Below are 11,086 nucleotides of genomic sequence, written 5' to 3'. Positions count from 1 at the left end.
CTTTACGGGCGGTTTAGCGCGAGGTCAGCGGCGCCTGCAGCTCGCCGTCGCCGACTTTAATATCCAGCAGCGCGGCAACCCTTTTGCCGACCAGCTCAATATCGAAAGCGGCTGCGGAAACCTGGCTGAAATCGAATATCGACTGCTGTGACGCGTTCGCTTCCGCCACGCTTTCGTCGCGGTTAACCACGCCAAGCAGCCTGTCGCCCAGCCGCTGCTGCATAAAGGCCGTCACGTCGCGGCTGATATTGCGGCGGCTGTCGCTCTGGTTAAGCACGAAGAAATGGCCGGCTTTGTGATTGAGCGCGCCGCCGATCATCTTTTCGTTTTCGATTTGCGGCAGCAGCGACAGCGAAGCGGTATCCGCCAGCATCACCACCAGGTGTAAATCGGCCAGATCGGTCATCGCCTTCAGGGCCGGGCCGGGGCCGGGCGGAAAATCCGCCACGATAATCAGGCCGGGATAGTTGAGCACCGTTTGCAGTCCACGGGCGAGAAAGTGGGCATCGTTGGCCAGATTGCTTTCAAATTCAATGCGCTGCGCTTCCGACACGTCGCCGTACGGCAGCACGAAAATATTGCCGCCGGTGGTCAGGATCGCCTGGCTCCAGTCCGGCGATTCCGCCGACCTGGCCACGAAACCGCGCCCGTCGGAGAGCGGCACGCCAAAGTGCAGGCGCAGGGCGTTCTGCACGTCGAAATCGATCGCCAGCACCTTGCTGCCGCCGCGTGCCAGCGTATAGGCCAGGTTGGCGGCCAGGGTGGTTTTCCCTACGCCGCCCTTTGGAGAACAAACACAAACTAACGGCATAGGGCGATTTTCTCCAGCAGGGGTTGTAGCAGAGTCTCTTTCGGTAAGGCTTTTTCTTCCGCCGCGCGGACGCCGGAAACGCTGAACAGCGGCTTAAAACGCGCTGCCTGACCAGCTTCTGGCGGGACGGACGAGGACGCCGGGCGGGCGATGTCTGACGGCACAGGCTGGGCGCGCACCGCATCCAGCAGCGAAGCGCCTGGCAGACATGGGGCTATCGGCGACGATGCGCGAGCGGTTTCCGGCATCCGCGCGCGGATAGTTTCCGACGGCAAAGCGGATCCCTGCGGACGAACCGCTTCCGCCAGCGAAACCGTATCCTGCACGCGAGCGGTTTCCAGCGGGGAAGCTGTTATTTGCGTGCCGACAGTTTCCGACGGCGAAGCAGATCCCTGCGGATAAGCGATTGCCGACAGCGAAGCCGTTTCCTGCACGCGAGCGGCTTCCGGCAGCGAAGCCAACCCAGGCTGGGCCGCAGGCTTCAGCGAAGCGGAAATGCTCTCCAGCAGCGATCCACTCTGCGCCGCCGGTTTAGCCGCCACAAACGCGGCCACGCGGGAGGAAAGCGGCGCTGAAGCTTGCGCCGGGATTTTCACCGGCGCGGGCTGGCTAAAGAGATCGGCGGCGGCAGGCTGCGGTGCGGCAACATCCGTACGCTGACCGTTCCCCAGCGCTGGCTCTGCGCCCTCGTTCATCAGCTGCCTGATGATGGCCCAGTTGGTCTGATCGGCATTCCGTGTCTGTTCAGACATATCTTTGAATTCGATATGGTTTGTTAGCGTTTTTTCTTTAAAACGCTGCAGGTCGTCATAGCTTTTCATGGGAACGATCGCGGGATAATAAGAAAACTGGCGGCAATATATCATACAATTTTTAACTACATCAGATTATTCTTACCGCTGATAAAAAAAGCTGTTGGCCTGTAATTATATTAACCGCTTGCGGCACAATAATAATTACGCAGGCTATCAATCAGGTCAGTTATTATTTGACTTAATTAAATAATCACGGGCCGTTAATTCAATAATATCCTGTTTTAATAGCGTGCCGTCGTCTTTTGGAATATCAATGCCGCGCCTGCTGCCTGACAGATAAGCCAGGTTTATTAAATAGTATACTGGCGGCAGGGTTAATTTGGCATAAAACGCTTTTAACGCGCTTTGCCACACGGTTTTATATTGCTTGCCTGCCAAACGCTACAGCGGTGATAAAATAAGCTAATTAAGCCAAACGGGCGTAACGGCTAATGGAATTTGCTGTCCCTGTTTATCTACAGAGCAGCCTCAACTATCCCCAGGCGTGGCGATAGCGGTAGCCGGAAGAAAGCCCGGCAGTCTGCCCGCTCTGACGGCTTAAAATTTGTTAGTCTGAATAAATTGAACAGGCCCCTTACAATGGATTATGGTGGTTTTATGTGCAATTTAGGTAGTGTCCTCATCATGGAAAAATTAACATCTACGATGCAAAAACCAATCTGTCGAAGCTGCTCCAGGAAGTAGCCCGAACCAGCGAACCCGTAGTTATCGCAAAGAACGGCCATGCTCGGGTAAAAGTCGTGACGTACAGAGAAGAGAAACCGAAAAGGAAGTTGGGTTTTCTACAAGGAAGGGGACGCGCCCTTACCGTAGCCGATCTGCCTGACAATCTGCATAAAGACCCTTACGATGTTAAAGTTCTGAAAGGCTTTGGCGGTGCTGGCGTTCCGGAAGTCGTAGAGAACGATATTGGCGGCACCTGTCGTGCTGTGTATACCGTCAAATTTGAAATGGCCGCTTTATCGGAATTTTTATTATGAGAGGGTTCGAGTAATCCTACTGAATTTTTTCGATAATTTCAATCTGGACAGCGTTTGGGTTATTTTCAACACTCACCAATACGCTTTCATTCAATTTCTTCCCAGACCAACAACTCCCTGCTAAGTTACACATACTTTCTTTTATGTATCCTTTTTTTTTAGATAAGTAGAAATTTGTTTTGTATCCGTAGTGCCGAAAAACTTTGCCCGATAAATCAATGCAGGGTTAGGTCCGGACACATTACTATAACTAAATTTATGAAACCCACTTATCCTTGGCACATTCTTTAATAAATCATGAGTGTAGAGTTTATATTCTATGATATCTTTCTCCGTATACTCCGCACTATCCGAAAACTCAAGGGTAAAATATTTAAACGCAACAAACAGACAAACTATGAAACCTGTTATTAAGAGGGCGTTAATTGTTGTTAACTTTTTCATATTCGTTATTCCCTTGTCAGGAAATGGACAAATCCTCGATTAGGGTCAATTAAATCTACATCTCCAGAACTCAATCCATTATAAGGAGTAACTGTTTTCATGAAATCAGGCAATTCCCCAAAGTATGGCTTTCCGTTGGGGAAGCGTTCCGGGTCAGGGAAAAGTAACGGTTTAAAATTCTCATTTTTCCAGGAGCCTGATTTCCCGTAATGATCCCACCGTCTTAAAGCTTCTTTTTTACTTACGGGCTTAAGATAGCCGAAGACGTTGTTCATGCATGCAATTACCCGATAAAAGCCGAGAAGATCAGACACCAGATCTTCAGCGCTAAAGCCACTATCTGTAGCCCAGCTGAAAGGTACCGTCCCCTGAAGCCTCTCAAATCTTTGAGCAACTGTTAGCATCATGGCAAGAGCAATGCTTTTCTTTTTATAATATGGCAGGCCTTTTTTTAAACGCCAGGTTATTGACTTACCTACCGTCAGACGACGTCCAGGGCTGACCATAGATTGTTTATATGTAACATTATAAGTTGATCCGCTTTGACATTCACCACGCAGCATTTGCGCCCATAAATTCCGGATATCGGTGCCCTGCGCATGTCCGAGATCTATCCAACCTAATATTTCTGTATAAACTAATCCATACGCGCTTTTATCTGCCATATTACCATCAATGATTTCGCTTCTTTTACTCATCTTTTATCCTTCCCTGTTTGGTAACAGCCATTAAAAATGGTCCGTTATTTCCTTTAAATTTCTAAAAGATAAATTTACTTTATCATGAATAAATATATTCAAAAATGACTATTGTAAGAAATGATGCCTTTGTAAGTATTGATCTTATTCGCAAGCCCAGTTCTTACAAAACCCGGCTAGTCACATGAACGCTGCCGGTGGATAGTCTGAAAGGAGATCTTCGAAAATTAAAAATTAACATAAACAATCAATCATCCCCTTAGCGTGATTTTTTACATGATTGACCTTCACGCTGTATATACCGCGGAGAGGCCTTACCTGTAGATCCTTTTGACCGGCTCATCGTGGCACAGGCAAAACACGGTAAAAATACCTTTGATCACCCATGACAGTAAGCTAATTGAGCTTGTGGATGATTATATCAATCTGATTTCTGAAAGGTAATTTAGCCAAACTTCAAGACTATGCCCACTTCTCCTGGCATAAAAGGGTTAACAAGCGCCGCCAGCTTTAAAGGCAAAGCGCAGATCAATCCCGCGGCTCGCTCGCGGCTAAAAAGCGAACAACCCGCCAGGCTGAAACAGTCAGGCGGGTCGAGCATCGTTTACGGCTGCGCCTGGGCCTGAGCGTGCTGGCCGCCCGGCACCGGCTGTCCCTCATCCTGATCGACAGCGAAGCAGGCGATCTGCTGCTCGCCATACTGTTTCAGCTGCGGCTGGATCTGCGGACAGGGCGCAAAGCGACGGCGGCAGCGCGCGTTAAACGCGCAGCCCGGCGGCGGATTCAGCGGGCTTGGCAGCTCGCCGGTCAGCTTGATACGCTCGCGGCGCTCGTCCGGGTTCAGGCGCGGCGTGGCGGAAAGCAGCGCCTGGGTGTACGGATGGCGCGGATTGGCAAAAATCGCCTCTTTGCTGCCCCGCTCCACGCAGCGTCCCAGATACATCACCATCACCTCGTCCGCGATATGTTCGACCACCGACAGATCGTGCGAAATAAAAACGTACGAGAGGCCCAGCTCCTGCTGCAAATCCATCATCAGGTTCAGCACCTGCGCGCGTACCGACACGTCGAGCGCGGAAACCGGCTCGTCGGCGATCAGCACGTCGGGATCGAGCATCAGCCCGCGCGCGATGGCGATACGCTGACGCTGACCGCCGGAAAACATATGCGGATAGCGATCGTAATGCTCCGTTTTCAGCCCCACTTTCGCCATCATCGCCAGCGTTTTTTCGCGGCGCTCTGCCTTGCTCAGGCTGGTGTTAATCAGCAACGGTTCTTCCAGGATCTGACTGACCTTTTTGCGCGGGTTCAGCGAGCCGTAGGGGTTCTGAAACACAATCTGGATCTTTTGCCGGCGCAGCTTTTGCGCCGCCGGGTCATGCTTTAACAGATCCTGGCCCTGATAAAACAGCTGCCCTTCCGTTGGCGTTTCGATCATGGTCAGCAGGCGGCCCAGCGTCGATTTGCCGCAGCCCGACTCGCCTACCACCGCCAGCGTTTTGCCGCGCTCCAGGTTAAACGAGACGCCGTCCAGCGCCTTCACCAGGCGCTCCTGACCAAACAGTCCTTTCTTCACCGGGTAGTGCTTTTTCAGGTCGATCGCCTGCATCAGCAGGGTGGAATCAGATGGCTTCATAGGTTGGTCTCCCGGCATCATCCAGAGGGTAATGACATTTGGACTGGCGTCCCGGAATATCACGGAGTTCAGGTTCTTCAATCCGACAGCGATCGGTGGCGTACGGGCAGCGCGGGTTCAGCAGACAGCCGTTTGGCCGATCGTACTTGCCCGGCACCACGCCCGGCAGCGAGGCCAGCCGCGCCTTGTCGGCCGCAAACTCCGGCAGCGCGCGCAGCAGCGCCTGGGTGTACGGATGGCGCGGCGCCTTAAAGATATCGACCGCCTTACCGGTTTCCACCACCTGGCCCGCATACATCACGATGATGTGCTGGGCCGCTTCGGCTACCAGCGCCAGATCGTGCGTGATCAGGATCAGCGCCATGTTTTCCTGCCGCTGAAGATCCAGCAGCAGCTCGATGATCTGCGCCTGGATAGTCACGTCCAGCGCCGTGGTCGGCTCATCGGCAATCAGCAGCTTTGGCCGACAGGCGATAGCCATGGCGATCATCACGCGCTGGCTCATCCCGCCGGAAAGCTGATGCGGATACACGTCCAGCCGCGAGGCCGGATCGGGAATGCCGACCTGGTTCAGCAGATCGATAGCCCGCTGACGACGCGTGCTTTTGTTGCCGCCCTGATGCACCTTGATCGCTTCCATAATCTGGTAGCCCACTGTGTAGCAGGGGTTCAGGCTGGTCATCGGATCCTGGAAAATCATCGCCACTTCCGATCCCACCAGCTGACGGCGCTCTTTTTCAGAAATGCGCCTCAGATCGCGCTGGTTAAAAAGCAGGTTGTCGGCCATCACTTTGCCGGGGAAATCGATCAGCCCCATAATCGCCAGCGAACTTACCGATTTGCCGGAGCCGGATTCGCCGACGATGCCGACCACCTGGCCCTGCTCAACCTGATAGCTGATGCGGTCTACCGCACGGAACGGCGCTTTTTCGTCGCCGAAATGCACCGACAGTTTGTCTACAGTTAATAACGCCATCGCTGCCTCTTACTGCTTGAGTTTCGGGTCAAGGGCATCGCGTAAGCCATCGCCCATCAGGTTAAACGCCAGCACGGTCAGCAGGATCGCCAACCCCGGGAAGGTCACGACCCACCAGGCGCTCTGCGCATACTGCAACACGTCGGAGAGCATGGTGCCCCACTCCGGCGTCGGCGGTTGCGCCCCCATTCCCAGAAAACCCAGCGCGGCCATATCAAGGATGGCGTTGGAGAAGCCCAGCGAAGCCTGCACGATCAGCGGCGCCAGACAGTTGGGCAGGATATTGACGAACATCTGCCGAATAGCGCCCGCGCCCGCCACGTTGGAAGCGGTGACGTAGTCGCGGCTGACCTCGACCAGCACCGCCGCGCGCGTCAGGCGGATATAGTGCGGCAGCGCCACAAAGGTCAGCGCGATAGAGGCGTTGACGATCGACGGCCCGAAAATCGCCACCAGCACCAGCGCCAGCAGCAGGCTCGGCAGCGCCAGCATGATATCGACCAGCCGCATAATGACGGCGTCGGTGGTGCCGCCGACGTAGCCGGCGATCAGCCCGAAAATCACGCCCAGGATCAGCGACAGCACCACCACCAGGCAGCCGACCAGCAGCGACAGGCGCGCGCCGTACATCAGACGCGACAACACGTCGCGACCGACATCGTCGGTACCAAGGATATAGTGCCAGCTGCCGCCTTCCTGCCAGACCGGCGGATGCAGCAGCGCGTCGCGGAACTGCTCGGCCGGCGCATGCGGCGCGATAAAATTGGCGAAAATAGCGATAAAAAACACGATGACCACGTAAGCCAGACCGACAACGGCGCCTTTGTTACGCTTAAAGTAGTGCCAGAACTCCTGTAAAGGGGTCATCGGCTTGGGTGCGGCGGGCACGCTGCCCGGATCGACTAAAGACATACGAAGCCCCCTATTTCTTGTGGCGAATGCGCGGGTTAACCACGCCGTAAAGCACGTCAACCAGCAGGTTGACCAGAATGATCAGGATGGCCACCATCAGCACGCCGCCCTGCACTACCGGGTAGTCGCGACGCTGGAGGGCATCGATCAGCCAGCGGCCCAGGCCGGGCCAGGAGAAAATCGTTTCGGTCAGGATCGCGCCGGCCAGCATGGTGCCAACCTGGAGACCGATAACCGTGACCACCGGCAGCATCGCGTTACGCAGCGCGTGCACCACGATCACGCGCATCCGCGTCAGCCCTTTAGCGCGCGCGGTGCGGATATAGTCCTCACCCAACACTTCCAGCATGGCCGAGCGCGTCATACGCACAATCACCGCCAGTGGGATAGTACCGAGCACGATAGCGGGCAGGATCATATGCATCACGGCGTCTTTAAAGTCGCCCTCTTCGCCCCAGAACAGGGTATCGATCAGCATAAAACCGGTCAGCGGCTGGCTGTCGTCCAGAAACACCGTGTCGCCGATACGTCCAGCGACGGGCGTCAGGTTGAGCTGCACTGAAACCAGCATGATCAGCATCATGCCCCACCAGAAAATCGGCATGGAGTAGCCGGTCAGCGAGATGCCGACGGCGGTGTGATCGAAAATGGAACCGCGCTTTACCGCAGCCAGCACGCCGACCGGGATACCTACCGCGACGGCAAAAATCATCGCGCAGATGCCCAGCTCCAGCGTCGCCTTAAAGCGCGGCACGAACTCCTGCCAGACAGGAATACGGCTTTTCAGGGAGATGCCCAGATCGCCGTGCAGCACGCCCCAGACGTAGGAGGCATACTGTTGCCACAGCGGCTTATCCAGCCCCATCTGCGCCAGCAGCTGGGCGTGACGTTCGGCGGACATGCCGCGCTCGCCCGCCATAATCAGTACCGGATCGCCTGGGATCATATGGACAAAAGCAAAGGTTAACAGGGTGATACCAATAAACGTCGGGATAACAAGCCCCAGACGTCGGAGTATGAACTGCAGCATAATCCGGATTCTCTTTAAGTTCCCGCAGACCGTAGCCTGGGGGATTATAATTGCTCACATCTTACGGTCGGGCAGCCCGTCCGCGACGCCGTTAACGGCGCCTTGACCAGATTGACTTAAGCCTTGCGACGGGCCGTCGAACACGACCCACAGGGATGGGTAAAGCAGCCGGCGAACCGGCCGCTCTCTTTACTCCTGGATATCGACGTTTTCGAAGTGATGCTTACCTAACGGATCGACCACGTAGCCGGAGACTTTTTTGCTGACCGGCTCAAACACGGTGGAGTGAGCGATAATCAGCGCAGGCGCCTGGTCGTGCATCATGACCTGAGCCTGCTTGTAGTACTCGATACGCTTGTTGTGGTCGGCTTCACCGCGCGCAGGCTGGATCAGATCCTCGAATGGCTTGTAGCACCAGCGAGAGTAGTTAGAGCCATCCTTCGCCGCGGTGCAGCTGAACAGCGTGGCGAAGAAGTTATCCGGGTCGCCATTGTCGCCCGTCCAGCCCATCATCACGGTCTGGTGCTCGCCAGCTTTCGCGCGTTTCAGGTATTCGCCCCACTCGTAGGTGACGATTTTGGCCTTCACGCCAATTTTCGCCCAGTCGGCCTGGATCATCTCTGCCATACGGCGAGCGTTCGGGTTATAAGGACGCTGTACCGGCATCGCCCACAGATCGATAGCGAAGCCGTCCGCCATGCCCGCTTCCTTCAGCAGTGCTTTGGCTTTGGCCGGATCGTAGGCGTCATCCTGCACCGCGTCGTTGTAGCTCCACATGGTCGGCGGGATCAGGTTTTTCGCCGCCTGGCCCGCGCCCTGGTAAACCGCGTCGATAATCGCTTTCTTGTTCACCGCCATGGTCAGCGCCTGGCGAACCTTGACGTTATCCAGCGGCTTTTTCTCGGTGTTATAGGAGAGATAGCCGACGTTCAGGCCCGGCATCTGCATCAGGTTGATATTCTTGTCTTCCTTCATCCGCGCGAGATCGGCCGGATTCGGATAAGGCATGATCTGGCACTCGCCCTTCTGCAACTTGGCGTAGCGCACCGAGGCATCCGGCGTGATGGAGAAGACCAGGCGATCGATTTTCGGTTTGGTGCCCCAGAACTGGTCAAAGGCTTTATAGAGAATGCGGGAATCTTTCTGATATTGCAGCAGCTGGAACGGGCCGGTGCCGACCGGATTCAAATCGACTTTTTCCGGCGTGCCCGCTTGCAGCATCTTGTCGGCATATTCCGCAGAGAGAATAGACGCGAAATCCATCCCCAGATCGGCCATGAACGGCGCTTCCGCACGGGTCAGCACAAAGCGTACCGTGTGGTCGTCCACCTTCTCAATTTTGCTGATGAGCTTCGGCATGTCCATGCCTTCAAAGTATTCGTAGCTGCCGCCGGAAACGCCATGATACTTGTTGTTTTTATCCAGCTGACGCTCGAAGGAGAACACCACGTCGTCGGCATTAAAGTCACGCGTAGGTTTGAAATCTTTAGTGGTTTGCCACTTCACGCCTTTGCGCAGGTGGAAAGTATAGGTTTTGCCGTCTTCGCTCACGTCCCACTTTTCCGCCAGGCCGGGCTGTAGCTCGGTGGTGCCGACTTTGAACTCCACCAGGCGGTTATAGATCGGTACGGAGCTGGCATCGTAAGTGGTGCCGGAAGTGAAAAGCTGTGGGTTAAAGCCTTCAGGCGATCCTTCGGAACAATAAACGAGGGTTTTGGCCTGGACGCTGGCGGCCACGGTCAGGGCGACCAGGCTCAAACCGACCTTCAGCATCCTGTTTTTAGCCAGGGAATTACGCATGCTTCTGCTCCAGTTGTGATGTTGTATTAGGCAGTTCGTCAGGCCTGTATTTTTTTATAGTGGCCCGTACGTATCAGAAGGTTTGGGTAGAAGACGCGGCGAGGCTGATGCCATCAGACAAATCCTTATCCTTTCTCTTCTGAGCGATCAATTTGTCAACAGTTGCAGAAAACGTCAATACGGCCGTTGGCTATTTACACAGAGGATGAGAGGCGACAGACAAATATAAAAAATAACCAAAAGCGACCTTTTCCAGCGCATATAATGCGCCGTTAACTTTTAATGCCGCTTAAAATAGCGCCAGAAAATCAGCAGCCAGTGAAACGCGTTGCAAAAAAACCCTTGAAAATAGTCGCCTGTATCCCATTTTTTTAACAATACGCTTTGCTTATACCTGCCATTCCAGGCAAAAATTCTGCAACGGCAGGATAAAAAACGGCCAATAACGCGTTTTTTTGGTCATGTACAGCGCAGCGCGAATTAACGCGGCGGTAGCGGGCGGGAAAGGCTTTTTTACGGATAGTAAGGGCATAAAGCGAGACGGGTATTTTTACACCACAGCACGATCGGCTGCCGGTGTCGGCGGCGCTTCAGGGCCGCCGATAACGGATAATCAGTGCGAAACGGCGCGGGAAAGCGTGTTGATAATAACCACGCCGACGATGATAAATGCCATGCCGATTAGCGCGGGCAGATCCAGCCGCTGGCCGTGCCACAGCCAGGCGACCAGCGAGATCAACACGATACCCACGCCCGACCAAATGGCATAGGCGATGCCGGTCGGCAGATGCTGCAGCGTCAGGGACAGACAGTAAAAAGCGATGCCGTAGCAAAATACGGTACCCAGAGTTGGCCACAGCCGCGTAAAACCTTCCGACGTTTTCAGCAAGGTGGTACCAATCACTTCCGCCACAATGGCGATAAATAAAATGAGATACATCATTATGACCGTTTTCCTGGGTTACCCGTTCAGTTAGAGGAAGA

General features: G+C 54.6%; 11 protein-coding genes and 2 pseudogenes. 2 read left to right on the top strand and 11 right to left on the bottom strand.

The window, feature by feature from the left end; translation table 11 throughout:
- Window positions 1-13: 13 nt before the first annotated feature.
- The 3 genes from bcsQ to QZH36_RS15580 form a co-directional block, all read right to left on the bottom strand.
- Window positions 14-811 (bottom strand): cellulose biosynthesis protein BcsQ, encoded by a 798-nt coding sequence (bcsQ, locus tag QZH36_RS15590; protein ID WP_253456521.1) that lies wholly within the window; start codon window positions 809-811, stop codon window positions 14-16.
- Window positions 802-1,632: a cellulose biosynthesis protein BcsO gene (bcsO, locus tag QZH36_RS15585; RefSeq protein WP_301730602.1), complete on the bottom strand. Its 831-nt coding sequence runs from the start codon at window positions 1,630-1,632 to the stop codon at window positions 802-804. The genes bcsQ and bcsO overlap by 10 nt, the downstream gene beginning before the upstream one ends.
- 156 nt (window positions 1,633-1,788) lie before the next feature.
- A complete protein-coding gene (locus tag QZH36_RS15580; RefSeq protein ID WP_301730601.1) occupies window positions 1,789-2,004 on the bottom strand; it encodes a hypothetical protein in 216 nt (71 codons plus the stop codon).
- 254 nt (window positions 2,005-2,258) lie between these two features.
- Here QZH36_RS15580 and QZH36_RS15575 point away from each other — a divergent pair.
- A pseudogene (locus QZH36_RS15575) lies at window positions 2,259-2,369 on the top strand (type II toxin-antitoxin system Phd/YefM family antitoxin); the annotation flags it as partial.
- 117 nt (window positions 2,370-2,486) lie between these two features.
- Window positions 2,487-2,570 (top strand): annotated as a pseudogene (locus QZH36_RS15570) (type II toxin-antitoxin system RelE/ParE family toxin); the annotation flags it as partial.
- Window positions 2,571-2,747: 177 nt separating this feature from the next.
- On the opposite strand, the gene QZH36_RS15565 reads toward QZH36_RS15570, so the two are convergent.
- The 8 genes from QZH36_RS15565 to QZH36_RS15530 all read right to left on the bottom strand — a co-directional run bounded on the left by QZH36_RS15565 (window position 2,748) and on the right by QZH36_RS15530 (window position 11,045).
- Window positions 2,748-3,050, bottom strand: coding sequence for a hypothetical protein (locus QZH36_RS15565; RefSeq protein WP_301730600.1), 303 nt, complete (start codon window positions 3,048-3,050; stop codon window positions 2,748-2,750).
- A 5-nt stretch (window positions 3,051-3,055) separates the two neighbouring features.
- Window positions 3,056-3,748, bottom strand: coding sequence for a hypothetical protein (locus QZH36_RS15560; protein WP_301730599.1), 693 nt, complete (start codon window positions 3,746-3,748; stop codon window positions 3,056-3,058).
- A 604-nt stretch (window positions 3,749-4,352) separates the two neighbouring features.
- Complete coding sequence (gene dppF / locus QZH36_RS15555; RefSeq protein WP_125289283.1) at window positions 4,353-5,384, bottom strand: dipeptide ABC transporter ATP-binding subunit DppF; 1,032 nt, start codon at window positions 5,382-5,384, stop codon at window positions 4,353-4,355.
- Entirely contained in the window at window positions 5,371-6,360 is a 990-nt protein-coding gene (gene dppD / locus QZH36_RS15550; RefSeq protein WP_125289282.1) for a dipeptide ABC transporter ATP-binding protein, read from the bottom strand. The genes dppF and dppD overlap by 14 nt, the downstream gene beginning before the upstream one ends.
- Before the next feature lie 9 nt (window positions 6,361-6,369).
- Entirely contained in the window at window positions 6,370-7,272 is a 903-nt protein-coding gene (gene dppC / locus QZH36_RS15545; RefSeq protein WP_253456542.1) for a dipeptide ABC transporter permease DppC, read from the bottom strand.
- A 10-nt stretch (window positions 7,273-7,282) separates the two neighbouring features.
- The gene (gene dppB, locus QZH36_RS15540; protein WP_253456545.1) at window positions 7,283-8,302 is read right to left on the bottom strand and encodes a dipeptide ABC transporter permease DppB; all 1,020 of its coding nucleotides are present in this window, start codon (window positions 8,300-8,302) and stop codon (window positions 7,283-7,285) included.
- 189 nt (window positions 8,303-8,491) lie between these two features.
- A complete protein-coding gene (gene dppA / locus QZH36_RS15535) occupies window positions 8,492-10,102 on the bottom strand; it encodes a dipeptide ABC transporter periplasmic-binding protein DppA (protein WP_301730598.1) in 1,611 nt (536 codons plus the stop codon).
- 613 nt (window positions 10,103-10,715) lie between these two features.
- On the bottom strand, window positions 10,716-11,045 hold the full coding sequence (locus QZH36_RS15530; RefSeq protein ID WP_301251515.1) for an SMR family transporter: 330 nt from the start codon (window positions 11,043-11,045) through the stop codon (window positions 10,716-10,718).
- Window positions 11,046-11,086: the final 41 nt, after the last annotated feature.

The sequence above is a fragment of the Erwinia wuhanensis genome, assembly GCF_030484085.1.
In the GTDB taxonomy this organism is placed as follows: Bacteria; Pseudomonadota; Gammaproteobacteria; order Enterobacterales; family Enterobacteriaceae; genus Erwinia; species Erwinia aeris.
Note: the sequence above shows the minus strand (reverse complement) of the source record. Positions and strands in the feature narration are given on the sequence as shown.

Excerpts from the sequence above, each read along its gene's own strand:
- QZH36_RS15560 (WP_301730599.1), bottom strand. The coding sequence starts at position 3,748 with ATGAGTAAAAGAAGCGAAATCATTGATGGTAATATGGCAGATAAAAGC.
- dppD (WP_125289282.1), bottom strand. The coding sequence starts at position 6,360 with ATGGCGTTATTAACTGTAGACAAACTGTCGGTGCATTTCGGCGACGAA.
- bcsQ (WP_253456521.1), bottom strand. The coding sequence starts at position 811 with ATGCCGTTAGTTTGTGTTTGTTCTCCAAAGGGCGGCGTAGGGAAAACC.
- QZH36_RS15530 (WP_301251515.1), bottom strand. The coding sequence starts at position 11,045 with ATGATGTATCTCATTTTATTTATCGCCATTGTGGCGGAAGTGATTGGT.
- dppA (WP_301730598.1), bottom strand. The coding sequence starts at position 10,102 with ATGCGTAATTCCCTGGCTAAAAACAGGATGCTGAAGGTCGGTTTGAGC.
- QZH36_RS15565 (WP_301730600.1), bottom strand. The coding sequence starts at position 3,050 with ATGAAAAAGTTAACAACAATTAACGCCCTCTTAATAACAGGTTTCATA.
- dppF (WP_125289283.1), bottom strand. The coding sequence starts at position 5,384 with ATGAAGCCATCTGATTCCACCCTGCTGATGCAGGCGATCGACCTGAAA.
- dppB (WP_253456545.1), bottom strand. The coding sequence starts at position 8,302 with ATGCTGCAGTTCATACTCCGACGTCTGGGGCTTGTTATCCCGACGTTT.
- bcsO (WP_301730602.1), bottom strand. The coding sequence starts at position 1,632 with ATGAAAAGCTATGACGACCTGCAGCGTTTTAAAGAAAAAACGCTAACA.
- dppC (WP_253456542.1), bottom strand. The coding sequence starts at position 7,272 with ATGTCTTTAGTCGATCCGGGCAGCGTGCCCGCCGCACCCAAGCCGATG.